Raw genomic sequence first — 24711 nt, forward strand, 5'->3', positions numbered from 1 at the left:
CTCAGCGCGGGTCCGCCCAGCTCAGAACGTTGAGGGCGGAGGCGGCCTCCGGGTCGCAGTCGGCCACGAACTTGGCGATGCGCTCGCGCTCCTCGTCCTCACCGATCTCGGCGGCGGAGCGGCCGAGCGCGGCCAGCGCCCGCAGGAAACCCTGGTTCGGCAGGTGCGACCACGGCACCGGGCCGTGCCCCTTCCAGCCGTTGCGGCGCAGGGCGTCCAGGCCCCGGTGGTAGCCGGTCCGCGCGTAGGCGTAGGCCTCCACGTCGTTCCCGGCCTCCAGCGCCCGCTCGGCCAGGGCCGCCCAGGGCAGGCAGTGCGCCGGGTTGGCGGCGGCGACGTTCTCCAGCGGGGCCCCCGCGGCGATCGCGTCGCGGGAGACCGCGTCGTCCGGCAGCAGGGTGGGCGGCGGCGAGTTGAGCAGGTTATGCGGCGTGGTCACGGAGGTGATTGTGCCCCAGCCCGCCGGTGAGACGCCCGTCCGCCCCCGGCCCGGCGCCGGCAAAGGTGCGTGGCCCGGCGAGCCGGGCCACGCGTCCGCCGCTCTACTTGATCTTCGTACCCGCGCTGCGCAGCGCCTCGCAGGCCTCGACCACCCGGGCCGCCAGACCCGCCTCGGCGGCCTTGCCCCAGGCCCGCGGGTCGTACTGCTTCTTGTTGCCGACCTCGCCGTCGATCTTCAGCACGCCGTCGTAGTTGCGGAACATGTGCTCCACCACCGGCCGGGTGAAGGCGTACTGGGTGTCGGTGTCCACGTTCATCTTGACCACGCCGTAGTCGACGGCGGCCGAGATCTCCTCCGGCAGCGAACCGGACCCGCCGTGGAAGACCAGGTCGAACGGCTTCTCGCGGCCGTACTCGGCGCCGATCTCGTCCTGGATCTGCTTGAGGATCTCGGGGCGCAGCTTCACGTTGCCCGGCTTGTACACGCCGTGCACGTTGCCGAAGGTGAGAGCCGTGATGTAGCGCCCCTTCTCACCCAGGCCGAGGGCCTCGACGGTGGCCTTGGCGTCGGCCACGGTGGAGTACAGGTGCTCGTTGATGTCGTGCGAGACGCCGTCCTCCTCGCCCCCGACCACACCGATCTCCACCTCCAGAACGATCTTCGCGGCGGCGGTGCGCTCCAGCAGTTCGGCGGCGATCTTCAGGTTCTCGTCCAGCAGCACCGCCGAGCCGTCCCACATGTGCGACTGGAACAGCGGGTTCTCGCCCCGGTCGACGCGTTCCTGGCTGATCGCCAGCAGCGGGCGCACGTACCCGTCGAGCTTGTCCTTCGGGCAGTGGTCGGTGTGCAGCGCGATGTTGACGTCGTAGTTCTTGGCCACCTCGTGGGCGAACTGGGCCAGCGCCACGGCCCCGGTGACCATGTTCTTGATCGTCGGGCCGGAGGCGTACTCGGCCCCGCCGGTGGAGATCTGCACGATGCCGTCACTGCCCGCCTCGGCGAACCCGCGGATCGCGGCGTTCAGCGTCTGGGACGAGGTGACGTTGATGGCGGGATAGGCGAACGACCCGGCCTTGGCCCGGTCGAGCATCTCCGCGTAGACCTCGGGGGTTGCAATCGGCATCTGCGCTGCTCCTGTGCGGTTCGTCGCGTGCGGTTTTCGCTCTGCGGCTCGGCGGTAACTCGTCTACGGCTCGGGTACGGCCCTCGGAGACATGTCCTGCCGCCGATCCTTGCACGTAACGCCTGCCCGAACCCGTCTCCAAGCGCGGCCATGAGGCTCGAATTCCTCGACGGGGCCGCCGTTTTACACGCGCCGGTGTCATCCACCTCCGGCTTCCCGGGCCAATCGACGAACGGTCGTGTCCAACTTGTCCGGACAAGCACGGAGTTCAAAGCGGTTCAGGTGATCAACACGACATTCCGGACGCTGGTGCGACGTCGGTTCAGTACCCCCGAACCTGTCCGGACAACGTGATCCAGACAACGAGTGGCGTGCATCAAGTACCAGTGATCCAGGCAACTCCGCCAGGGCCTTCCGGCCTCCCCGGCACCACCACGCCGGTCTCGTAGGCCACCACCACCGCCTGCACCCGATTCCGCAGCCCCAGCTTGGCCAGCACCGAGCTGACGTGGGTCTTCACCGTGGTCTCGCTGACCACCAGATGCGCGGCCAGATCGGTGTTCGACAGCCCGCGGCCCATCCCGGCGAAGATTTCCTTCTCCCGCTCGCTGAGGGTGGCCAGCCGGGGAGACCAGTAGGCGTGGGCAGGCCGGTCGGGCCCGCCCGGCAGGGCCGGAGGCTGGGCGCGCTCGAGCTCCAGACAGTGGGCGATCAGCGTGTTGGTCACCACCGGGTCGACCAGGGAGTTGCCGGCGTGAACGGTACGCACGGCTGCCACCAGAACGTCCGGGCCCGCGTCCTTCAGCAGGAAACCGCTGGCACCGGCCCGGATTGCACCGAGGACGTACTCCTCGTCGTCAAAGGTGGTCAGGATCAGCACCGCAGGCTGAGGGCCCCCCGCCGCTCCTTCGGCCAACAGCCGGCGGGTGGCCTCGATGCCGTCCAGCACCGGCATACGGATGTCCATCAGCACCACGTGCGGTTGTTCGGCCGCGACCATCGCCAGCGCGGCGGCACCATCAGCGGCCTCACCGACCACGGTCAGATCGGGCTCGTGGTCGATGATCATGCGCAGCCCCGCCCGGATCACCCCCTGGTCGTCGACCACGGCAACACGGATGGGCTGGTTCAACACGGTGTACATCCTGCCCGTCAGGGGTTTGTTTTAGGACGCTGGCCCGCCTCTTTGGTGACCATCGGCACCTTGGGTGCGGGAGGGCGTCCTCAATTTTGCTTTTGAAGGCCGTAATTCGTGCCTTTGGGTGTTGAAAGGTGTTCAGCCGGCGTGCGGCAGCGCCGCCTGGTTCATCAGCGACTCGCTGGACACGGCCGTGGTCAGCCGGGCCCGCACCAGCCAGCCGCCCAGGTGCGAGCGGCCGATCTCGAGGGTGCCGTCGCACGAGGCCGCCCGTTCGCGCATACCGACCAGACCGTGCCCCGAGCCGAAGGTGGACGAACGACCTACCGGCATCGGCTGCCCGGTGGCCGCACCGACCGCTGGAATGCCGGAGGGCTGGGTGGCGGCCCGCCGGGACCAGCGGGTGCCCGCGCCCTCAGCCGACGAGGTCCCCCGCCCACCGTCGTCGTGGACCTCGATGACCAGCTGGTCCCCCGAGGGCTCGAGGGCCACCAGCGCCTGCCCGGCCCGGGCGTGGATCAGCGCGTTGGTCAGCGCCTCCTGCACGATCCGGACCGCCGCCAGCTCCACCGCGGCCGGCAGGATCGGCTGGATCGGCGGCAGACCCAGCTGGACCGGCATGCCCACCGCCTGCATCCGGGCCGCGATCTCGGGGATCTCGGCCAGCGTGGTCTGCGGGGCCAGGGCGGCTCCCGAGTCGGTGGAACGCAGCACCTTCACCACCTGACGCATGGCGGCCAGGGTGTGCTGCCCGTCCAGGGCGATCCAGCGCACGGCCTCGCGCAGCTGCTCGGGCTGGGCGTCGGCGACCCGGTCGGCGGCCTGGGCGCGCAGCACCACGGCGCTGATGTGGTGCGCCACCACGTCGTGCAGCTCCCGGGCGATCCGGGTGCGCTCGGCCATCACCATCTGGTCGGTCTCGATCTTGCGCAACCGTTCCACCTCCTCCTGCCGCCGGCGTAGCTCCTGGTTCGCCTGCTCCTGCCGATAGGACGCACGGCCGAGCAGAACGGTGGCAACGAAGGCGCAGCCGAACAGCGCGGTGCGGGAGAAGTTGAAGTCCCAGAACGAGTAGGCCTCCGGGTACTGCAGGAGCGACAGGAGGGGCCACGACTGCCAGTCCGGCCCGCTGACCCAGTCGTGCCGGAACACCCCGAAGAGGCCGACGAGAAGTCCCCAGTGGGCACGCATGGCCCCGCGCGCCGCCACCGTGTACCCGGCCAGGGCGTAGGGCAGGATGTGCCAGTTGCTGCTCAGCCAACTGCCGTAGGCGTCGGGGTAGAACAGCGCCAGGGCGATCAGGGTGAGCCGGGGGAAACGGTCGCGGGTGAGCAGCACCAGCGTGATCACCGCTCCGAGAGCCTGGTACTCGTACACGCCGATGCCCGGGTACCAGCCGTGCCGGGGCAGCCAGTACATGGCCAGGGCCCAGCTCAGGCCCACCGCGGTGGCCACCAGCGCCGGACGCCCGGGGGGCAGGACCCGGTCGCGCAGGAACACGGCGACCCGCACGGCCGGGCTCGGGCTCGTGCTCGGCCTTGGGGACGGGCTCGTCACCGTTCGACGATACGGCCGGGGAGGCGGGCCGGGCCTCCTCCCGGAGGATGAACCCCCTCGTTCCCGAACCTCGTTCTAGAGGACGAGCCGGGCGCGCACAGACCGTTCCGGCGCCCGATGTGGTCAACGGTCCGGTGCAGCCACGCTTCCGGCATGCCTGGAACCGATCTACGCGGCACCCCCACCGGCCTTCTGCGGGGCAGGCCGGCTCACACCCTCCGGCTACGGCCCGAGGCTGCTTCGGCGCTGTGGCCGAAGTCCCGGACGGGCCTGGTGGTGCAGGCGATCGACGCCCGGCAGCACGCCCGCTACGCCGAGTCGCACTCGGCCAGCATCCTGCAGACCCCGGCCTGGGCCGGGGCGAAGCCGTCCTGGCGCAGCGAGAGCATCGGCTGGATCGAGCAGGGGGAACTCGTCGGCGCTGCGCTGGTGCTGCACCGGCCGGTGCCCGGCACCAACCGGAGCCTGGCCTACGTGCCGGAGGGGCCGGCCCTGCCCTGGCACCAGGTGGTGCGCGAGCCCGCCCGGTGGCTGGACCCGTTCCTGGCCCACCTGCGCTCGCAGCACGCGTTCGCCGTGCGGATCGGGCCGGCCCAGGCGGTGCGCACCTGGAGCACCGCCACCGCCAAGCGCGGCCTGGCCGCCCCCGGGGCCCGCCGCTTCTCCGACCTCGAACCCGACCAGGTGCACCCGGAGGGCACGGCGTTGCTCGAGGTCCTGCGCGAGAAGGGCTGGACCTCGCTGGAGGACGAGTCGGGGCACTTCAGCGCCGGCCAGCCGCGGCTCGGGGTCCGGCTGGACCTGCGCGGGCAGACCCCGCAGGACCTGCTCAAGGGCATGAACCAGCAGTGGCGGCGCAACGTGAAGCGCTCGGCCGCGGCCGGGGTGCGGGTACGCCCGGGCTCGGAGGCCGACCTGGCGGTGTTCCACCGGCTCTACGTCGAGACCGCCGAGCGGGACGGCTTCACCCCGCGCCCGCTGAGCTACTTCCGGACCATGGGGGACGCCCTGGGCCCGGTTCTGCGGCTCTGGGTGGGCGAACTCGAGGGTGAGGCACTGGCCGCGGCGATCACCGTCGACGCGGACCGCACCTGCTGGTACACCTACGGCGGCTCGACCTCCCTTAACCGCGACGCCCAGGCCTCGACCGCGGTGCAGTGGGCCGCGATGCGGGCCGCGCTGGCCCGGGACTGCTGGGTCTACGACCTACGCGGTATCGCCGACACCCTGGACGAGGCCGAGAAACTCTCCGGGCTGCTGCGTTTCAAGCTGGGCACGGGCGGATCCGTGGTGGAGACCGCCGGGGAGTGGGAGTTCGTTCTTTCCCCGCTGTGGCACAAGGCGTTTCAGGCTCATCAGCGTATCCAGAAGGCGCGGTCATGACGTTTCGGCTGACGATCGACGAACCCCGCTGGCACGCCGCGATCCGGCGGGCAGCCGCGCAGTCTCCCGGGCTGGTGCCGGTGATCAAGGGCAACGGCTACGGTTTCGGGCGCGAGCGGCTGGCCGAGCTCTGCGGCCGCCTCGGGGTGGACACCGTCGCCGTCGGGACCGAGGCCGAGATACCCTCGGTACGGCTGGGTTTCCACGGGACGATCGCGGTGATGGCGCCGCTGGGCACAGCCGACCTGAACCCGGAACCGCGGCCGACGCAGGTGTTGCGCACGGTGGCCCACGCTTCGGTGGTGCGTCACCTGGCCGGCCTGGGGGCGGCCGGACCGGCGGTGGTCCTCGAGCTGGACTCCCCGGTGCATCGGCACGGTGTAACTCTTTCCGAGCTGGCCGAACTGGCCGCTCCGCTGCGTCAGGTGCGGCTGGCCGGCGTAGCGATGCACCTGCCCAGCGGCGGCGACCGGCGGCGGGTACTGGAGTCGGTGCACCTGGCCCTGGACGCGCTCGGGCGGGCCGGGATCCCGCTCAGCACTTTCTGGGTCTCGCACCTGACCCCGCCGGAACTGGCCCTGGTGCGGGCGGCTCATCCGGGCGTGCAGGTGAGGCCGCGGATCGGGACCAGCCTCTGGCTGGGCGACCGCCAGGCCTTCCGGGCCAGTGGCACCGTGCTCGATGTTCGCCGGATGCCGCACCGGCAGGCGGTGGGCTACCGGCAGCGCCGGTTCGCCGGGGGCACGCTGCTGGTGGTCTCCGGCGGCACCGCGCACGGAGTCGGGCTGTACGCCAGCGCCGCCCACAGCGGTCTGCGGGACGTGCTCAAGGGCGCGGTGCTGGGGGCCGCGCGCGGGGCGGGCTGGGCGCCCTCACCGTTCCACTGGGCCGGGCACCGGCTGCACTTCGCCGACGTGGCGCACATGCAGGTCTCGATGCTGGCGGTGCCGCCCCATCTGAGCGCGCCGGCGGTGGGCGACCGGCTGGACTGTGACATCCGGATGACGGTGAGTACGTTCGACGCGGTGGAACTGAGGCCGGGGGTGAGCGAGCCGGAGGCGAGCTGGCCGGCGGCTTCCTGAGGGTTCATACGGAGTTGTCCCAAGTCGGAACCCGACGGGCTACCGTCGAGTTGAACTCTCCAGCGGGCCCGACGTCGTGCCGATCAGGGGGGACACGCGGGGTTCGGGAGGGGCAGTGGGGCACAGCCGTCGACGGGCCTTCACCACCGGGCTCGCCCTCTTCTCGGTGGGCGCGCTGACCGGGGGCGTGATTCTGGCGACCTCTCTGGACAACAGCGGCCTGACCGCCGGCGCCGACCCGGACCGGTCGCGCTGCGTCACCGCAGCCTTCCCCGGCGAGACCGAGACCCTGGCTCCCAGCCCTTCCGCCCCGGCCACGCCCCGGCTCCCGGTGGCCACCCCGAGCCCTACGGCGAGCATTCCGGCCAAGGCGATCCCGCCCGGGTGGAGCGGGGTGTGGAGCACCTCGGTGCAGGACCTGGACGGCCCCGACCTGTCCGGCCGTACCCTGCGCCAGGTGGTGCTGCCGAGCGCGGGCGGCACCGGTTTCCGGATCCGCCTGGCCAACACCTTCGGCACCGAACCGCTGCGGCTGAGCCGGGTCAGCGCGGCGCTCGCCGCGGCCAGTGGCTCGCCCGACCTGCGGGGCGGCACCGCCCGCCGGGTGACCTTCGAGGGCGCCGGTGAGGTCGAGATCCAGCCCGGCGAGCGGGTGGTCAGCGATCCGGTCGACCTCACCTTCGGCTTCGGTCAGTCGCTCGCCGTCGACCTGGTCCCGCAGGGTCCGGCCGTGGCCGGCTCCGGGCACAGCCGGTCGATCGCCACCTCGTACATCGGTGAGGGCGACCTGGCCGGCCAGACTTCCGGCGCGGCGTTCTCGGGTTCGGTGCGCTCGTGGTTCTGGCTGGAGGGCATCGACGTGCCCGACCTGGCCGGGGTGGGGGCGGTCAGCACGTTCGGCGACTCGATCACCGAGGGGATGAGCTCCACGGTGGACCGCAACCAGCGCTGGCCGGACCTGCTGGCCGGGCGGTTGCGGGCCGACCCCTCGACCGGCGGGCTGGGGGTGCTCAACGAGGGCATCGGCGGCAACCGGGTGGCCTCGGAGAACCTGAGCTGCAACTCGCCCAGCGCCTCGGGCCTGCGCCGGTTCGACCACGACGTGCTGAGCCGGCCCGACGTGCGGGTGGTGGTGCTGGCGCTGGGCATCAACGACATCGGCTCGGGCACCCCGGCCACCACGGTGATCGACGGCCTGACCGTGCTGGCCGAGCGCGCCCGCGAGCACGGCCTGCGCGTCGCGGCGGTCACCCTCACCCCGTTCACCTGCGACGACGGCTGCCTGACGGCCGAGAAGGAGCAGCAGCGCAAGCTGGTGAACGACTGGATCCGCAGCACCGACGTGTTCGACGCGGTGGCCGACTTCGACGCGGCCGTGCGGGACCCGGCGGCGCCGGAGCGGATGGGTGCGCTGTACGACTCCGGCGACAACCTGCATCCCAGCGATGCCGGGATGCAGGCGCTGGCCGCCAGTTTAGACCTGGACGCGCTACTCGGACGCTGACTGCGGCCCGGGCAGTTCGGGCTGCAGTTCGGCCTGCATCGACATCGACCCCGGGCCGGGTTTCGGGCGCCGGGGCTCACGCACCCCGGCCGATCCGCCTTCGTCAGGATCGTCACCGGCGCCGAACCAGCCGCCGGGCCAGGGCCCGTCGCCCTGCACCGACTCCGGGCGCCGCCGCCGGCCACCCACCAGGGCACGTTCGCGGTCGGCCCGCCAGCTGGCCATCTTCAGCTGACCGTGGGTCTTCGCCCACGCCCGGCCGACCTCCTCGGTGACCAGCCCGGCCGCCTCGGACGGAGTGTCGGCCCGCACCCCCGACGCGGTGACCGCCAGCATGCCGTCGGCGGCGAGCATCCGGATCGTGCTGCCCACCCCCCGGCGCAGCGTGTGTTTCCGGTCGAAGGACGCCCGCAGCCCCGGCGCCTCGAACGTGATCAGAACCGCGTACCTGGCCATGGACCCCTCCTGGGCCGAGCGCACCTGACGTTCCGCCGATTGTCCGCCGACTGCTGCGGCCGGGTCCACCGCAGTACGGTTCCAGCTCAGGCTTTCCGCGGAGAGCCGAATCCGGAACGAATCCGGACGTAACCCCTCAGAGACTGGGAGAAGTCATGAAGACGCGCGAGATCCGCTGCTGGCTGACCGACATGGACGGCGTTCTCGTGCACGAAGGCCTCGCGCTGCCCGGGGCGGCCGAGTTCCTGCAGAAGCTCCAGGAGAAGGAGCGCCCCTTCCTGGTGCTGACCAACAACTCGATCTACACCGCCCGTGACCTGCGGGCCCGGCTGAACGCCTCCGGCCTGGACGTGCCGGAGACCTCGATCTGGACCTCGGCCCTGGCCACCGCGCAGTTCCTGGCCGACCAGGTGCCCGGCGGCAAGGCCTACGTGATCGGTGAGGCCGGGCTGACCACGGCGCTGCACGAGGCCGGTTACGTGCTCACCGACACCGACCCCGACTTCGTCGTGCTGGGCGAGACCCGGACGTACTCGTTCGAGGCGATCACCAAGGCGATCCGGCTGATCGAGAACGGCGCCCGGTTCATCGCCACCAACCCCGACCCGACCGGTCCCTCCGCCGAGGGCCCGCTGCCCGCCTGCGGTGCGGTGGCGGCGCTGATCAGCCGGGCCACCGGCCGTGACCCGTACATCGTGGGAAAGCCCAACCCGATGATGTTCCGCAGCGCGCTGAACGCGATCGACGCGCACTCGGAGTACACCGCGATGATCGGCGACCGGATGGACACCGACGTGGTCGCCGGGATGGAGGCCGGCCTGGAGACCTTCCTGGTGCTCACCGGGTCGACCACCCGCGACGACGTCCAGCGTTACCCGTTCCGCCCGTCGCACATCGTGCCCTCGATCGAGAGCCTGATCGAACTGGTCTGATGCGCAAGGGTTTCCGGGCCACCCGGCCCTCCACCGGGCGGCCCGGAAGTCATCACTGCCCCAGCCGGCGCACCATCGTCAGCCGGGAGCGGGTGGCGGCGAACGCGATCGTGGTCGCGAGCAGGGGGATCCCCACCGCCACGGCGAGCAGGTACCAGCCGGGCAGGGCCAGCCGCCACAGGTTCTCGCCACCGTACTTGACGGCCCAGTCCTGCTGCATCCGGACCAGGATCCAGCCGGCCAGGATGCCGCTCAGCACCCCGAGAATCCCACCCAGGCCCGAGATCACTCCGGCCTGGGCGGCCGCGAGCCGACGTCGTACCCCCGGCCCGGCGCCCACGGCGGCCAGCGTGGCCACGTCGGCCCGCGCCTCGGCCGCGGCCAGGCCCACCGCGGTGAAGGTGCCGACCAGACTGATCACGGCACAGGCGATGAGCAACGCCAGCTGCCCGAGGGCGTACTGACTGGTGTAGCCCCGCTCGACCGTGCCCTCCAGCCCGGTCTGGGCCAGCAGGAGGTCGTTCGCGGCCTCCTCCTCGTCCTTGGTCGGCATCCGGCTCATGTCGGCCACGAAACCGATGTCCTGCAGGGAGATCCCGAGCTCCTCGGCGGCCGTGACCGGGTAGACGATCCCGTCCAGGCTGAGCTGCCCCGGCGCCGAACGCACGGCCTTCAGCGGGATGACCTCCCGGCTCAGGTCGTTGCCGTCCTGGTCGTAGCGGTGCACCAGTACGTGCACCCGGCCGTCGGGCCAGATCAGCTCGGGACGGTTGGTGACCACGCTGCCCGCCCGGAGCGCGGCCTCGTCCGAGGCGGCCCGGCCACCGGTCAGGATCCGTAGCGCCGAACCGTCGTCGAAGATCGAACCGGCGGAGTCCAGGGTGCCGACCGGGTTCCGGCCGTAGTAGCAGGCGCCGGGCCAGCCCTCTTCGGCCTCCGGCGCACCCGGTTCCAGCACCGTGCCCTCTTCCCCCGGGCAGCGCCGGTCCGGAGGCCTCAGCTCCTGGACCTCCACCTCGACCTCGCCGTCCGGCTGGGACCAGGCCGGGGTGCGCAGCGGCTGAACCGTCTTGACCGGCAGTTCGTCACGAACGATCGCCTCAGCCCGATCCATCGATCCGATGACCTCGTCGACCGCATACCCGGAGGCGCCGACGGTCAGAACGCCTTCTACTGCGGTCGCCCGATAGTCGCGCCGGTCGTGGTCGTCCTGCGCCGCGACGTAGACCAGCGCTGCACTACCCCCGGCGATCGCGGCCAGCACCGCGGCCACCGCCGGAGCGGTGCGGCTGCGCTGGCGGGCCGCGTCCCGCAGGGCGAACCGGATGGTGAAGGGAGACCGCACGGCCAGGCGGGCGGCCAGTGCCACGACGGCACCGGAGGCCAGCACCATGCCTACCTCGGCCACCCCCAGGCCCAGCACGGTCACGAAGGCCCAGCGCCGGGACGATCCGAACACCGCGAGCGCGGCGCCGGCCAGGGTGATGAGGAGCCCGGCCACCGGCACCCGCAGCGCCGGCGGGTGGTATCCGCGTCGGCCGGTCAGGGCGGCCACCACGTCGAGGCGGGCGGCCTGGCGCGCCGGGAACAGCGAGGCCCCGGCCGCGGTCAGGCCCCCCACCGCGACCAGGACCGCGAGGTCGGTCAGGCGGATGTCCACCCGCACCACGGTGGTGCCGAAGGCCCGCGCCACCTCGACCAGCCCGATCCCGATCGGCACACCCACCGCTGCCGCGACGGCACTGCTGACCAGACCGATCAGGCCGTTGGTGGCCAGGACGAGGGTGCGCAGATGCTTGGGTTCGGCCCCGGCCGCCACCATCAGGGCCAGCGTGCGCTGGTTGCGCCGGGCGCCGACGGCGATGGCCGGGCCGGCCAGCAGGGCGATCTGGAGCAGGATCAGGCCCACCGCCACCGCGGCGATGCCCACCGCATCACCGTTCTGCCCCAGCCCGTAGTCGTCGTCGTTGAAGGCGACCTGGCTGGACGGCGGCGGGTTCTCGACCACATGCCGGCTCAGCACGGTCGCCCCGCGCTGGTTGATGTCCAGCACCGCGTCCCAGGTCACCGGGTCGGGGCCGACCACCAGCAGACGGGACTCGCCAAACGCGCCGCCGTAGCTGATGAACGAATTCTGCGTGGCGAAGGCGTCTTCGGGGAACAGCGAGCCCGGCAGGCCGATCACCTGCCGGTCCAGATCCAGCCCGCTGACCACCCCGACCACCTTCAGGCGCTGCTCGGGGTCATGGGCGGAGGGCCGGTAGACGAGCTCGTCGCCGGCCTTCACCCCGGTGTCGGCCACCGCGTCGCTGACCACCACCTCCCCGGGCTCCTCGGGAGCCCGGCCGGACTCCTGCTCGACGAGGCCCTTGACCCCGCTCGCGGTGTAGTCGAACTCCCGCACCTTGAGCGCCAGGAACCGGTCCTGCCAGCGCAGGTTGCGGTTGGAGTCGAACGTGCGATCGCGCACCAGCCGGTCCCGGGCCGGGATCAGCGCACCGACCTCGGCCTCGAACTCCTCGGGCGTCGGGGCCGCCGCGGCGGACCCGACGGTCCCCTCGGAGACGTACTGGGTCCCGTTGTCGGTGGGCGACTGCACGATCGGGGTACCGTCGACGTAGGCGATCCGGGCCTGCGCCTGCACCCCCAGCGCCACCCGGACGTTGTCCTGCGGATCGCGCACGTCCGAGCGGTAGAGCACCGACACCGAAGCCATCACGAGCACCGGCAGGGCGATCATCAGCGCAATCAGGGCGCTGCGCCCCTTGTTCCGCCAGGCGTCGCGCCGGGCGATCCGGAGCGCCGCCCGCCAGAACACGATCCGCTGTCTCACAGACCGACCCTCCTCAACGGCGGCAGCGGTCTGCGGGCCACCAGGGACCCGACCCCCATCGCGATCAGCGGGATGCCGAGGCCGACCCCGAGCAGGTGCGGCCAGGGAACGATGAACTCCCAGATCGCCGAGTCGCTGAACTGCACCCCGGCCGGCCGGGCCAGCCGCACCAGGACGTAGCCGGCCAGCACACCGCTGCCCAGCCCGAGAACCGTTCCGAGCCCGGCGATCACCGCGCCCTGCCCGGCCCCGAGCCACTTGCGCAGACCCGGCTCGGCGCCCAGCGTGGACAGGGTGGACAGGTCGGCCCGCGACTCGGTGACGGCCAGACCGACCGCGGTGAAGGTGGCGACCAGGCTGATCACTCCCGCGGCCACCAGCAGGGCCAGGACGGTGAGCCGGTAGGTCTCCTGGTAGCCGCGTTCCACCTCGACCTGCGACACCTGGCCGGTCGCCATGAGCGCGGCCCGGACCGAGTCCTCCTGACTCTCCGAGAGAGGCTGCGGCGGCTGGGCGACCAGACCGCCGGGGACCAGCTCGACCCCCAGCTCCGGCGCCGTCCCGATCGGGAAGACCGGCTGCGGCAGGCGCAGTTCACCGGTGGCCAGCGTCGCCGGGAGAACGACCTGCGTGCTCTCCTGCTCCTTGCCGTCCCGGGTGTGACGCTGCACCGTCAGCTGCACCATGCCGTCCGGCCGGAGCTGCGCCGGATCGGCCACCACCACCCGGCCGGCCCGCAGTGCGGCCACGTCCTCTTCGGCCCGGCCGCCGGTGAGCACCGCCAGGGCGCTCCCGTCGTCGAAGACGTCACCGTCCAACGACTTCAGCGCGTGATCTTCCCAGTAGCAGATCTCCAGCGAGTTGGTGGGGAAGTTCCCGGTGCTGCCTTCGCACCGGTTGTTCGGCTGACGCTCCGGCTCGAGGTAGGTGGTGAAATTCCCGTCCACGATCTTGACCCTGGAGAAATCTGCGATGTCGTCGGTACCGAGCTCCTCGGCCAGAACCTTCTCGGCCCGGTCGAGCGGCTCCACCGCACCGGTGGTCGAGAGGAACGGATCGGTACCGGTCACCCTGACCACGCCCAGTTCGCCGGCGGCGTTGTAGACCCGTGCCTGGTGGTCCTCCGCCGAGGCGAAATAGACCAGCCCGGCCGTGCCTCCGGCCACGGCCGCGAGAACAGCCGCCACCGCCGGGGCGGTCCGGGTCCGCTGCCGGGAGGCGTCCCGCAGGGCGAACCGCATCCGGAAGGGCAGACCTCGGGACAACCGGGCGGCCGTGGCCACCACTGCTCCGACGGTCATCACCAGGCCGATCTCGAACAGGCCCAGGCCCACCACCACACGAGCCGGATCGGCGATGAACCCCCGGGTGGTCTGCACTGCCAGAGCGAGACCGCCGACGGCAACGGCCCCACCGATCAGCGGCAGCAACAGCCGGACCGGACCGGAACCCCGGGACCGGCGGCCGGTCAGGGTGCGGGCCACGTTCATCCGCGCGATCTGCTGGGCCGGGACCAGCGCCGTCATCACCACGGTCAGGGTGCCGACCAGGACCAGGGCGAAGAGATCGGTGAAGTGCAGGTCGATCCGGGGCATGTCGGGGTCGCCCCACTGACGCAGGCCGGCCACCACGAGCACCCCGGCCAGGCCCCCGACCACGGCTGCCGCGACCGAGCTGACCAGGCCGATCACGCCGTACGAGGCGAGCAGCACCCGGCGTAGGTGAGCCCGGCTGCCTCCGGCGGCCGCGATCAGGGCCAGATCCCGCTGGTTGCGCCAGGCACCGACGGCGATCGCCGGACCGGCCAGCAGCGCGATCTGCAGCAGGGCCAGACCCGCCACCACCACCACGATCACAGCGGTCTGCCGGGACGGGCGACTCGTGCCGTCGCTGCTGTAGACCCCGAGGGAGCTGGCCGAGGGATCGGCGAAGACCTCTTTGCTGAACACCACGGCCCCGACCTTGTTCAGCTCACGGACGTGCGACCAGGTCACCGGGCTCGGCCCGGTCACCAGCCACTCCACCGCAACCGGCCGGCGATCCTTCTCCCGCTGCGACCGAGGCAGATCGAAAAGATCCTGTGGGAGCAGGGTTCCCGGCATTCCCAGGATCGAGTCGCGCGCGGTGCTGTGGTAACTGTCCACCACGCCGACCACGGTCAGCTCGACCGGACCCTGCCCCTCGGCGGCGCGGTAGGTGATCACGTCGCCCTCGGCCAGGCCCTGGCTGGTCAGGTCCTCGCTGACCACCACCTCTCCGGGCCGGGCCGGGGCGCGACCTGAGACCTGCTCGACCAGGCCGTCGATACCGGCTGCCGTGTAGTCCAGTTCACGCAACGACACGGTCTTACGTTCGGCGATTCCGGGCCACTGCACCTGAGTCTGGTTCACCGAGGTCCAGCGTTCGGCGACCAGGGTGTCATCGGCGGGGATCCGCCGGCTCAGCAGTTCCTGGTACTGGGCCGGATTCAGCTGCCCCAGCCCTTCCTGGTCCACCGGGACGTTCGACACGGTGACCCCGGCGTCTGCCGACTGCTCGATCGGATTGAGCGCCTGCCACAGGATCCGGGCCTGCGCCGCTCCCATCTGGGCCCGAAGCTCGTCCTCGGTGTCCCACTTCTGCGACTGGTAGATCACCGAGACCACCGCCATGGCCAGCACCGGCACCGCCACCAGGCAGGCGATCAGCACGCTCCGGCGCCGGTTCCGCTGAATGTCCCGGAAAGCCAGCCGCAGAACGGGCTTCCAGGAAACGAACCAGCGCTTCATCGGCCCGGGAAGGGCGCGTCGTCGGAGACCTTGCCGTCGCGCAGCAGCACCACGCGGTCGGCCCAGGCGGCGTGCTGGGAGTCGTGGGTGACCAGCAGGCCGGCCGCACCGGCATCGACCCGGGCGCGCAGCAGCCGCATGATCGCCTCCCCGGTGAGCGAGTCCAGCGCTCCGGTCGGTTCGTCGGCCAGCACCAGGCGGCGCGGGCCGACCAGGGCGCGGGCGATGGCCACCCGCTGCTGCTGACCGCCGGACATCTCCTCGGGGAACCGGTCGGCCAGGTCTTCGACGCCGACCTCGCTCAGGGCCGCCCGGGCCTCCTTACGGGCCTGGCGGGTGCCGATCCCGTCGAGTTCCCGCGGCAGCATCACGTTCTCGACCGCAGTCAGGGCCGGAACCAGGTTCAGGTCCTGGAACACGTATCCCACGCTGCGCCGGCGCAGGGCGGCCCGGGACTTCACCGAGAGCCCGCCGATGCTCACCCCGTCCACCACCACGTCACCCGAGGTGGGCTTGTCCAGGCCACCGGCCACGTGCAGCAGGGTGGACTTGCCGGATCCGGAAGGTCCCATCACGGCCACCAGTTCGCCGACCCGGACCTCCAGGCTGACCCCGTTCAGGGCGTGCACCGGCACGGCGGTGCCCTGCCCGTGCACCCGGGCCACCTCCTCCAGCCGCAACAGCACCGGCCGACGGTCCTCCGTCTGCTCGGACCCCACCGCAACCGGCTCCGTGGCCGGCGTGTCGATACTGCTCATGTCCTCGAAACCCCTCTGAACGTCACTCATCACGCGCCGCCAGGCGCTGCTCGACCAGATCCAGCCAGCGGGCCTCGGCCTCGGCCGAGAAGATCAGGCTGTCCAGGACCAGGAGCCGGGCCAGTTCCGCACCCTTGGCCGGATGCGGCAGCGCACGCTTCTCCCGGGTGTATCCCTGCAGCACGCGCAGGGTTTCGCTCTTCTGCCGGTGCACCACCGCGATCGCGTCGACCAGGGGTGCGGTCGCGGCCAGGGCGATCTTGATCGCCACCTCGTCACGGTTCGGCGTGCCGCGATCCACGGCCGTGCTCCACCAGTTCTCGACCTCTTCGCGCCCGGCGTAGGTGAGCCGGTAGTTGACCGAGCCGTCCTCCTTGCGGCCCGCCTCCTCCACCAGCCCGTCCCGCACCAGGCGGTTCAGGGTCGTGTAGACCTGCCCGATGTTGATCGGCCAGGTCCGCCCGGTACGCAGTTCGAACTCGTGCCGGAGCTGGTATCCGTACTGCTCGCCCTCGGCCAGGATGGCCAGCAGGCTCTGTCGGACCGACATCTCCGGAACTCCCCTCCTTCATGCATACCCGGTATGCGGCAGAAGCTATACCGAGTATGGTGGACCGAGCAAGCACCGAGCCCGTACCGGCACCGCGCCGCTCCGGGCGCACGACACGCCCGCAACCCGACTGCACCGCTCGCCTCGCGAGTCGGCACCGATCGGCACGGGCGCGGGAGTTCGGCACCGGAACGGCATTCCAGCGGCACCAGGGGCTCACAGGAGCGAGCTGCCGTTATTAGATCGTGACCGCACGAACTGCCCCAAAAGGACGCCCGACGCGTCTTTGGGGGTGGGGGCCGCAACCAGCGGTCGGAGTACTCGGAGTACCTGGGGGCAGGGATGAGCATCAAGAACTTCGTCGTCGGCGTGGCCGCGGCTGCACTGGGGTCGGCGTTCCTCACCATCGCCGGTACACCCGATGACGATCTGGTCCCTGCGGCTGACCTGGCCGATGACCTGGTCTGATCGGAAGGTCCGGGAGTTGTCCGGCCAGTAGCCTGCTCAGGCGCCTCGGGGGGCGAGGAGGTCGGGCCACGGCGAACCAGTGGGGATCAGGACCACCGGCACGCGGCGCGCCCAGGTCCGGAACGAGCAGTGGCGAGTACGAGGAACGGCGGGTGGAATGACGACCGACACGCAGGCACCGGCAGGTCGCGGGCTGCCCGACCGGCAACCCCGCCGGTTCCGGGGCCGGATCCCGGGCCAGACGGCAGGTGGCGCCGCCGACCAGAACCCGGGCCGCCTGCCCACCCGTAGGCCCGGCCGCCGGGAAGACGACTGGGTGTCCCTGTTCCCCGAGTTGTACCGCTCGGCCTTCACCGCGGCCCACCGTGAACTCGGCAGCCGGACGGCAGCCGAAGAGGTCACCCACGCCACTCTGGCCCGGGCCCACGCCCAGTGGCCGCGCATCGGTGATTCGCCGGTGGGCTGGGTCTCCACCGCCGCCCGTACCCAGGCCCGGCAGGTGCTGCAGCGTCAGCCCCTGGGCCGCGAGGTTCTCACCGACGACGAGACCGAACTGCTCCCGGGCCAGATCCCCGATCCGGCGCCCGGTGATCTGGCCGCCGTAACTCGCCGCGGCCGCTGGCTGCGCCGTCGGCGGGCGGCCGGCTGGGCCACGGCGGGGGCCTCGGTGGTGGCCGCAGCGATCCTGGCCGTGGGGCTGGGCAACTGGATGCCCCCGACGCGGGTGGGCGCTGCGGCCGTGCCCGCAGTCGCGCCCGTCACCTCCGACTACTCCCCGATCGACGAGACCGCTCAGGCCTCGCAGGCGCCGAACCTGCTCTTCGGCCGGATCAGCGCGGGCCGTAGCGAGCAGGGCTCCGTACGGGTCACGTTCGAGCCCGCAACCCTGGCGTCCGGGCAGGAGCAGCGCTGGGGTTCGCCCCAGCAGCTGGTGATCGACCCGCCGGCGTCGCTGGAGTCACGGCAGTACGCGCGTGAGGGTCAGCCTCTGATCGCCCGCACGCCGGAACAGCTCGTGCAGAACCTCAACCGCTCCACCCCCGGCGGCCAGGCCGAGGTCTGGGTACGGCTGGGCCCCGACGGCCGGATCAGCGCCCTTCGCGAGCGCTGAACCCTCAAACGGCGTGCTGACGGATCCAGGCATGCATGGCGATCGCCGCCGCCGCCCCGGCATTGATCGACCGGGTCGAGCCGAACTGGGCGATCGAGAGCACCTGCTCGCAGGCCTGCAGCGTGGCCTCGGACAGGCCCGGCCCCTCCTGGCCGAACACCAGCACGCAGTCGCGGGGCAGCTGCGCCGTCTCCAGGGCGACCGATCCGGGCACGTTGTCGATCCCGATCACCGTCAGCCCCTGCCCGGCCGCCCACCCGGTCAGCGCCGCGGCGTCCTCGTGGTGCTGAACGTGCAGGTAGCGATCGGTCACCATGGCCCCCCGCCGGTTCCAGCGGCGGCGGCCCACGATGTGCACCCCGGCCGCGTTGAACGCGTTGGCCGTGCGCACCACCGAGCCGATGTTCAGGTCGTGCGCCCAGTTCTCGATGGCCACGTGGAAGGAGTGCCGACGGGTGTCCAGCTCGGCCACGATCGCCTCGACGCTCCAGTAGCGGAACTCGTCCACCACGTTGCGCCGGTCGCCCAGTTCCAGCAGCTCCGGGTCGTAACGCGGGTCGTCCGGCCAAGGCCCTTCCCAGGGCCCCACCCCGACCGACGCCACCTCGACCGGCAATGCCGCCTCGGCCGGCGTCACGTCCACCGGCGCCGACCCGTCGCCCTCACCCAGCCGCTCACTCACCCGCCGATCCTGCCCTACCCGCCCACCCCGTCCGTCGTCGGTGCCTCGGCCACCGGGCCCGATTCACCTGACGGAATGATGTTCGCCCAGAGCGGGAACGCCGGACCGGGCTTCCCACGTTGACGGCTTACGTGCACCTACCCCCGGGGAAACCCCACGAGTCCGTTCACACCGACACCGTAGGGTGGGCGCCGTGCTGACGAGCGTTCCGATGGCCTTCGGGCCGGAGTTCCTGTCCCCCGACACCCTGCTCACCAATCTCGGTGACGTGGCGCTGTGGGGAAGTGCGCTCATCATCTTCGCCGAGTGCGGCCTGCTGCTGGGCTTCTTCCTGCCCGGCGACTCCCTGCTGTTCAGCATCGGCCTGTTCATCGGCCGGGGCGACATCGACTTCCCGATCTGGCTGGCCTGCCTGGTGCTCACCCTGGCCGCCTTCGCCGGGAACGTGGTGGGGTACGAGATCGGCCGGGCCGCCGGGCCGGCCATCTTCAAGAAGGAAGACTCGAAGCTGTTCCGGCGCGAGTACGTGGACAAGACCATGGCCTTCTTCGACCACTACGGCCCGGTCGCGATCGTCCTGGCCCGGTTCGTGCCACTGGTCCGCACCTTCATCACAGTGACCGCCGGGGTCGGCAAGATGGACCGCCGCCGCTACCTGACCTACAGCTTCATCGGTGCGGTGCTCTGGGCCGCGGGCCTGACCCTGCTCGGCCGCCTGCTCGGGGGCATCCCGCTGTTCCGCGACCACCTCGAGGCTGGTTTGCTTCTCCTGGTCGCGCTCACCGTGATTCCGATGGCCTTCGAGGCCCTGCGGCACCGGCGCAAGGCCAGGAACGCCGATCCGGAGGCCACCGCGGCCGCTGCGCACGACGCCGGTGAGGAACCTCTGACGCACCCGCACGGGGCTGAGCAGCCCGGGCACGAGGAGCCGGAAGGCGCCCAGGGTCCCGGCCGGCGCTGAGCCGGCACTGAACCCGGACCGGAACAGGACGGACGACCATGTCGCACTGGTGGGCCAGCCTCTCCGACGTCTCCTCGATGACCACGGTGACGGTCTACCTGGTGATCTTCACCCTCGTCTTCGTCGAGTCGGGCCTGCTGGTCGGGTTCTTCCTGCCGGGCGACAGTGTGCTGTTCGCCGCCGGTCTGCTGGCCGCCGAGCCGGGCAGCGACCTGAACCTGTGGCTGCTGGCCGGGGGCACCGCGGTCGCCGCCATCGCCGGGGACGCCGTGGGCTACTGGACGGGACGGCGCCTGGGCCGGCCGTGGTTGTTACGCAAGGCCGGTAAGAACGCCGACCGGGTGCACCGGGCCGAGGCCTTCTACGAACGCTGGGGATCGCTGGCGGTGATCATCGCCCGGTTCATCCCCTGGGTACGCACGTTCACCCCGATCATCGCCGGCATCGCCCGGATGCCCTACCCCAAGTTCCTGCTGGCCAATGTGCTGGGCGCGCTGATCTGGGGCGCGGGGATGATCCTGCTGGGCTACGTGGCCTACAACGTCCCCTGGGTGAAGTGGGCGGCGTACATCATCGCCGGTATCGCGATCACGGCGACGATCGTGACCCTGGTGGTCGACCGGCGCCGCAGTCGGCGCCAGGCCGCCCAGGAAGTGACCGCCCCCTAAGTGGGCGCCCACCGACGTCCGTAAGCAAAACAAAGGTGCCCACGAACGTCCTCAAATCAAGGACGTTTGTGGGCACCGATTGCTGTGTCGGTCAGGAAAGCCCGAGATCCGTAAGGTCGTAGGCGTAGCGGTAGGGCAGCCCGGCCGCCTCGACCTTCTCGCGGGCGCCGGTACCCCGGTCGACGATCACCGCTACCCCGACCACGTCGGCCCCGGCCTCACGCAGCGCCTCGACGGCGGTGAGCACCGAGCCACCGGTGGTCGAGGTGTCCTCCACCGCGAGCACCGGCCGGCCCGCGACCTCGGCGCCCTCGATCCGGCGCTGCAGCCCGTGCGCCTTGCCCTGCTTACGCACCACGAACGCGTCCAGCCGGCGGCCCGCGGCCGCACTGGCGTGCAGCATCGACGTGGCCACCGGGTCGGCGCCCAGGGTCAGACCCCCGGCGGCCTCGAACCGCCAGTCCTTCACCAGGTCGAGCATGATCCGCCCGACCAGCGGCGCGGCCTGCCCGTCGAGGGTGATCCGGCGCAGGTCGACGTAGTAGTCGGCCTCCTTGCCGCTGGACAGGGTGACCTTGCCGTGGACCACGGCGAGCTTCTTGATCAGCTCGCGCAGTTCGTCCCTCACGGGGCCGAGGGCGGCCGGGCTGTCGTCGGTGTGCTGCATTCGGCCAGGGTATCCAGGCGCGTGTCCAGCGGGGCGTCCAGCGGGCTCCGGAGCCGGTCACCGGTGTCGGTGGGCTGGGCCGGGACCGGCGGGAAACCGTTCGGCAGCAATCGGGTGGTCCACGGCCCGAAGCCCTGCAGCCGTCCGCTCGCCTGCCAGGCCAGCTCGCCCACGGCCATCGGCGCGGTGAAGTAGTAGCCCTGGCCGAACCGGCAGCCCATCCGCTTCAGCTCGATCCGGGTGAGCGCGTCGGCCACCCCCTCGGCCACCACCTCCAGGCCCAGGTTGCGGCCCAGGTCGATGATCGACTGCACCACCGCGCGGTCCCGGCCGGCCGAGCGCAGCTCCTGCACGAACGACTGGTGGATCTTGATCTGGTCGACCGGCAGGCGGTTGAGGAAGGTCAGCGAGGAGTAGCCGGTGCCGAAGTCGTCCACCGACAGCCGCACCCCGATCTCCCGCAGCCGGGTCAGCGCGGCCAGCACACCGTGGGCGGTGTCCGGCTCGTCGATCACGTCGGCCTCGTTGACCTCCAGGACCAGCAGCTCGGGCGGCAGGTCGTGGACGGCCAGGGCGGTGGTGATCTGCTCGGGCAGGCTCGGGTCGGCCAGCCAGCCGGGCGCCAGGTTGATCGCCACCCGCACCCGCTGGCCGGCGTCCAGCCACTGCCGGGCCCCGGCCAGCGCCTGGTCCAGCACGCAGCGGGACAGTTCGACCACCAGCCCGCTGCGCTCGGCCGCGGCGAAGAAGTCCTCCGGCGGCACCTCGCCCAGCTCCGGGTGGTTCCAGCGGGCCAGCGCCTCGAGGGCGTGCACCTGACCGCTGACCAGGTCGACCACCGGCTGCACGGCGATCCCGATCCGGCCCTCCTTCAGGGCCTCGGCCAGCGCCGTGGCCAGGGTGTGCACCTGCTCGGCGGGCAGGTCCATCGAGCGGGTGAACATCCGGTACCCGCCGCCGCCGGACTTGGCCACGTACATCGCCACATCGGCCCGGCGCAGCAGCTCGGCCCCGGTGGTGCCCTGCTCCGGCCCCACCGCCACGCCCAGCGAACCCCCGATCCGCAGCTCGTTGGCATCGAGGCGGACCGGCTCGTCGAACGCCGACATCAGCCGCCGGGCCAGGGCCCGGGCGGCGCCGTCGCCCATCCCCGGAGCCAGCACGGCGAACTCGTCGCCGCCGAGCCGGGCGATGGTCACGCCCTTGCCCGCGACCTTGCCGAAGCGCCCGGCCAGGGCACTCAGCAGCTGGTCGCCGGCGTGGTGGCCGAGAGTGTCGTTGATCGCCTTGAACCCGTTGAAGTCGAGCAGCATGACCGCGCACTGGCGGCCGCCGGAGATCAGGTCGTCGACGCACTCGTCGAGCTGGGCGCGGAAGTCCAGGCGGTTGGGCAGGCCGGTCAGCTCGTCGTGCCGGGCCTCGAACTGCAGGCGCTCGAGCAGGTGGCCGTTGCCCAGGGCGACGGCGGTGCGGTCGGCCACGGTCTGCAGGAGGTCCGGGTCGGCCGGGGCGAACCCGCGTTCGCCGCCCCGGCGGTCACCCACCACGAGGTGGCCGATCACCTGCTCGTCGATCCGCAGCGGCACCCGCACGGCCTGGTCGATGCCCCGGCCGCGCAGGAAGCTGGCCTCGTCCGGGTCGCTCCCCCGCACCAGCGCTGCGCCGGCCAGCGGGAAGAGCAGGTCGGGCGCAGGGGTGCGGGGGCCGGTGATCCGGCCGTCGCGCAGCACCCACAGCCGGCGGCCACTGGTGCTGCGTTGGGCCGGCAGAGCATCGGTGAGCATGAGCTCGGCGTAGCGGGCCCGCAGCAGGTCGGCGGACTGCTCCAGCACCAGCGGGATCGCCCGGGCCGGGTCGGGGGCGTGGGCCAGGTCGTCGGAGAGCCGGTACAGGCGGCGCAGGCGGTCGTGCCGCTCGGAGAGCGAGGCGAAGGCCCAGTAGCCCAGCACCAGACCGGGCCCCAGCACCGCGCCGGTCACCAGCGGCTCGTCGTGCACCAGCCACATGGCGGGGATCAGCCCGACGGCCGCGCCGAGCACGCCGATCACCAGGGCGCGCGCCAGCAGGCCGCCCGCCTCGCGCCGGTGCCCGGCTCCGACCCGGTGCACCAGCACCTTCAGCCCGACCTCGACCAGCACGGCGAGCCCGACCACGGCCAGCGTCAGCACCCGGCCGGGATAGCTGAGCACCTCGTACTGCAGCACCAGCACCCGGAACAGCAGCTCGGCCAGTGCGGTGCCCGCGATCATCGAGAACGCGCCGGCCAGCAGCGAGGCCGGGGTCTGCCGGCGATGCCCGGCCGAGACCAGCAGACCGCCGGTGAGCCGGCCGACCAGCAGGGACAGCGGGTCGGTCAGGTAGAGCCCGGCCGCCAGCGGCAGGCCGACGAGCGAGATCGGGTACCGCCGTCCCCGCAGGCTCAGGTTCAGCCCACCGGCCTCGGCCAGGGCGAAACCGACGGTGAAGACCCACCACGGCAGCGCGCTCACGTGGGCCAGTTCGCCGGGCCGGCCGAGCAGCACCGCCAGCAGGCCGAGAGCGAGCACGCCCAGCGCGGAGCCGGCCGCGGCCCACTGGGTGGCGGCGGGACTCTTCGTGGTCACCCAGGGATGTCCCATCGCTCCATCCAGTTGACGTCGAAGCCGTCAGTTCACCGCAACGGGTAGTGGATCGTCACGCTGTGGTCACCACTAGCACCCGGACGGCGTCACCCCTGCCCCACCTGGAGCAATCCGGCTTCGACCGGACTTGCCGGGAAAAGCGAGGTCCGGAAAGTACGGGCGGTGAGGCCTGGACCCGCTCGGGCGGCCGCCGTCCGGGTGACGCAGGTACGCTCGCGGCGTGCGGATCGCTACTTGGAACGTGAACTCGATGCGGGCCCGGGTCGACCGGGCGGTGGCCTGGCTGGAGCGCAGCGACGTCGACGTGCTGGCCGTGCAGGAGACCAAGTGCAAGGACGAGCAGTTCCCCACTGCGCGGTTCGAGGAGATCGGCTACCAGGTGGCCCACCTCGGCCACTCGCAGTGGAACGGCGTGGCCCTGATCTCACGGGTCGGCATCGACGACGTCCAGCACGGCTTCCCGGGCATGCCCACCTGGGGTGATCCGGCGGTCGCGGAGGCCCGGGCGATCGGCGCGGTCTGCGGCGGGGTGCGGGTCTGGAGCCTGTACGTGCCGAACGGCCGCACCCTGGAGGATCCGCACCTGCAGTACAAGCTGCAGTGGCTCGAGGCGCTGCGCGCGGCCGGGCAGGACTGGCTGGCCGCCGACCCGCAGGCCCAGGTGGCCCTGGTCGGCGACTGGAACGTGGCCCCGCGGGACGAGGACGTGTGGGACATGGCGGCCTTCGAAGGCAGCACCCACGTGTCCCAGCCGGAACGCGACGCCTTCAACGGGGTGGTCGACGCGGGTTTCGCCGACGTGGTGCGCCCGCACACCGAGGGCGCCTACACCTACTGGGACTACACCCAGCTGCGCTTCCCCAAGCGGCAGGGCATGCGGATCGACTTCGTCCTGGCCTCCCCGGCGCTCTCCGCCCGGGTGAAGACGGCGGCGATCGACCGCGAGGAGCGCAAGGGCAAGGGCGCCTCCGACCACGCCCCGGTGATCGTCGAGCTGAACTGAGGGC

General features: G+C 71.8%; 21 protein-coding genes. 9 read left to right on the forward strand and 12 right to left on the reverse strand.

Annotation, left to right across the window (positions count from 1 at the left end; all coding sequences use genetic code 11):
- Position 1: 1 nt before the first annotated feature.
- From QSK18_RS04160 to QSK18_RS04175, 4 genes are all read right to left on the reverse strand, one after another.
- Entirely contained in the window at positions 2-439 is a 438-nt protein-coding gene (locus QSK18_RS04160) for a DUF3151 domain-containing protein (RefSeq protein WP_232808577.1), read from the reverse strand.
- Positions 440-542: 103 nt separating this feature from the next.
- Positions 543-1565, reverse strand: coding sequence for a class II fructose-bisphosphate aldolase (fbaA, locus tag QSK18_RS04165; RefSeq protein ID WP_232808578.1), 1023 nt, complete (start codon positions 1563-1565; stop codon positions 543-545).
- Positions 1566-1941: 376 nt separating this feature from the next.
- Positions 1942-2709, reverse strand: coding sequence for a response regulator transcription factor (locus tag QSK18_RS04170; protein ID WP_352396433.1), 768 nt, complete (start codon positions 2707-2709; stop codon positions 1942-1944).
- A gap of 132 nt (positions 2710-2841) precedes the next feature.
- Positions 2842-4260: a sensor histidine kinase gene (locus tag QSK18_RS04175; protein ID WP_285616599.1), complete on the reverse strand. Its 1419-nt coding sequence runs from the start codon at positions 4258-4260 to the stop codon at positions 2842-2844.
- A gap of 153 nt (positions 4261-4413) precedes the next feature.
- Between QSK18_RS04175 and QSK18_RS04180 the strand changes: the two genes are divergently transcribed.
- The 3 genes from QSK18_RS04180 (at position 4414) to QSK18_RS04190 (ending at position 8229) form a co-directional block, all read left to right on the forward strand.
- The gene (locus tag QSK18_RS04180; RefSeq protein ID WP_285616600.1) at positions 4414-5643 is read left to right on the forward strand and encodes a lipid II:glycine glycyltransferase FemX; all 1230 of its coding nucleotides are present in this window, start codon (positions 4414-4416) and stop codon (positions 5641-5643) included.
- Positions 5640-6725 (forward strand): alanine racemase, encoded by a 1086-nt coding sequence (locus tag QSK18_RS04185; protein WP_285616601.1) that lies wholly within the window; start codon positions 5640-5642, stop codon positions 6723-6725. The genes QSK18_RS04180 and QSK18_RS04185 overlap by 4 nt, the downstream gene beginning before the upstream one ends.
- 115 nt (positions 6726-6840) lie before the next feature.
- The gene (locus tag QSK18_RS04190) at positions 6841-8229 is read left to right on the forward strand and encodes an SGNH/GDSL hydrolase family protein (RefSeq protein ID WP_285616602.1); all 1389 of its coding nucleotides are present in this window, start codon (positions 6841-6843) and stop codon (positions 8227-8229) included.
- Here the strand turns inward: QSK18_RS04190 and QSK18_RS04195 are convergent.
- On the reverse strand, positions 8215-8685 hold the full coding sequence (locus QSK18_RS04195; protein ID WP_232808584.1) for a hypothetical protein: 471 nt from the start codon (positions 8683-8685) through the stop codon (positions 8215-8217). The genes QSK18_RS04190 and QSK18_RS04195 overlap by 15 nt on opposite strands.
- 155 nt (positions 8686-8840) lie before the next feature.
- Between QSK18_RS04195 and QSK18_RS04200 the strand changes: the two genes are divergently transcribed.
- Complete coding sequence (locus QSK18_RS04200; protein ID WP_232808585.1) at positions 8841-9617, forward strand: HAD-IIA family hydrolase; 777 nt, start codon at positions 8841-8843, stop codon at positions 9615-9617.
- A 52-nt stretch (positions 9618-9669) separates the two neighbouring features.
- On the opposite strand, the gene QSK18_RS04205 is transcribed toward QSK18_RS04200, so the two are convergent.
- Genes QSK18_RS04205 through QSK18_RS04220 form a run of 4 tightly spaced genes read right to left on the reverse strand, consistent with a single transcriptional unit; the run spans position 9670 to position 16526 of the window.
- Entirely contained in the window at positions 9670-12450 is a 2781-nt protein-coding gene (locus QSK18_RS04205; RefSeq protein WP_285616603.1) for an FtsX-like permease family protein, read from the reverse strand.
- On the reverse strand, positions 12447-15218 hold the full coding sequence (locus QSK18_RS04210) for an FtsX-like permease family protein (RefSeq protein ID WP_285616604.1): 2772 nt from the start codon (positions 15216-15218) through the stop codon (positions 12447-12449). Before QSK18_RS04210 ends, QSK18_RS04205 begins: the two co-directional genes overlap by 4 nt.
- Positions 15215-15976 carry an ABC transporter ATP-binding protein gene (locus QSK18_RS04215; protein ID WP_232808587.1) on the reverse strand — a complete coding sequence of 254 codons (762 nt, stop codon included), beginning with the start codon at positions 15974-15976 and terminating at the stop codon, positions 15215-15217. The genes QSK18_RS04210 and QSK18_RS04215 overlap by 4 nt, the downstream gene beginning before the upstream one ends.
- A 22-nt stretch (positions 15977-15998) precedes the next feature.
- Positions 15999-16526 (reverse strand): PadR family transcriptional regulator, encoded by a 528-nt coding sequence (locus QSK18_RS04220; RefSeq protein ID WP_232808588.1) that lies wholly within the window; start codon positions 16524-16526, stop codon positions 15999-16001.
- A 342-nt stretch (positions 16527-16868) separates the two neighbouring features.
- Between QSK18_RS04220 and QSK18_RS04225 the strand changes: the two genes are divergently transcribed.
- Both QSK18_RS04225 and QSK18_RS04230 read left to right on the forward strand, forming a co-directional pair.
- Complete coding sequence (locus tag QSK18_RS04225) at positions 16869-16994, forward strand: hypothetical protein (protein WP_269809420.1); 126 nt, start codon at positions 16869-16871, stop codon at positions 16992-16994.
- A gap of 157 nt (positions 16995-17151) precedes the next feature.
- Positions 17152-18105 carry an RNA polymerase sigma factor gene (locus tag QSK18_RS04230; protein WP_285616605.1) on the forward strand — a complete coding sequence of 318 codons (954 nt, stop codon included), beginning with the start codon at positions 17152-17154 and terminating at the stop codon, positions 18103-18105.
- Between the two features lie 4 nt (positions 18106-18109).
- Here QSK18_RS04230 and QSK18_RS04235 read toward each other — a convergent pair whose 3' ends face one another.
- On the reverse strand, positions 18110-18742 hold the full coding sequence (locus tag QSK18_RS04235) for a TrmH family RNA methyltransferase (protein WP_408622476.1): 633 nt from the start codon (positions 18740-18742) through the stop codon (positions 18110-18112).
- A gap of 238 nt (positions 18743-18980) precedes the next feature.
- Between QSK18_RS04235 and QSK18_RS04240 the strand changes: the two genes are divergently transcribed.
- Together QSK18_RS04240 and QSK18_RS04245 are read left to right on the forward strand one after the other, a co-directional pair.
- Positions 18981-19748 carry a DedA family protein gene (locus tag QSK18_RS04240; protein ID WP_232808591.1) on the forward strand — a complete coding sequence of 256 codons (768 nt, stop codon included), beginning with the start codon at positions 18981-18983 and terminating at the stop codon, positions 19746-19748.
- Positions 19749-19786: 38 nt separating this feature from the next.
- A complete protein-coding gene (locus QSK18_RS04245; RefSeq protein WP_232808592.1) occupies positions 19787-20416 on the forward strand; it encodes a DedA family protein in 630 nt (209 codons plus the stop codon).
- A gap of 91 nt (positions 20417-20507) precedes the next feature.
- Here the strand turns inward: QSK18_RS04245 and pyrE are convergent, their stop codons facing one another.
- Both pyrE and QSK18_RS04255 read right to left on the reverse strand, forming a co-directional pair.
- The gene (gene pyrE / locus QSK18_RS04250) at positions 20508-21083 is read right to left on the reverse strand and encodes an orotate phosphoribosyltransferase (RefSeq protein ID WP_232808593.1); all 576 of its coding nucleotides are present in this window, start codon (positions 21081-21083) and stop codon (positions 20508-20510) included.
- Positions 21041-23686 carry a putative bifunctional diguanylate cyclase/phosphodiesterase gene (locus QSK18_RS04255; RefSeq protein WP_285616606.1) on the reverse strand — a complete coding sequence of 882 codons (2646 nt, stop codon included), beginning with the start codon at positions 23684-23686 and terminating at the stop codon, positions 21041-21043. The genes pyrE and QSK18_RS04255 overlap by 43 nt, the downstream gene beginning before the upstream one ends.
- 238 nt (positions 23687-23924) lie before the next feature.
- Here QSK18_RS04255 and QSK18_RS04260 point away from each other — a divergent pair, with 238 nt between their 5' ends.
- Positions 23925-24707, forward strand: coding sequence for an exodeoxyribonuclease III (locus QSK18_RS04260; RefSeq protein ID WP_232808595.1), 783 nt, complete (start codon positions 23925-23927; stop codon positions 24705-24707).
- Positions 24708-24711 lie beyond the last annotated feature (4 nt).

Source organism: Kineosporia sp. NBRC 101677 (genome assembly GCF_030269265.1).
GTDB lineage: Bacteria > Actinomycetota > Actinomycetes > Actinomycetales > Kineosporiaceae > Kineosporia > Kineosporia rhizophila.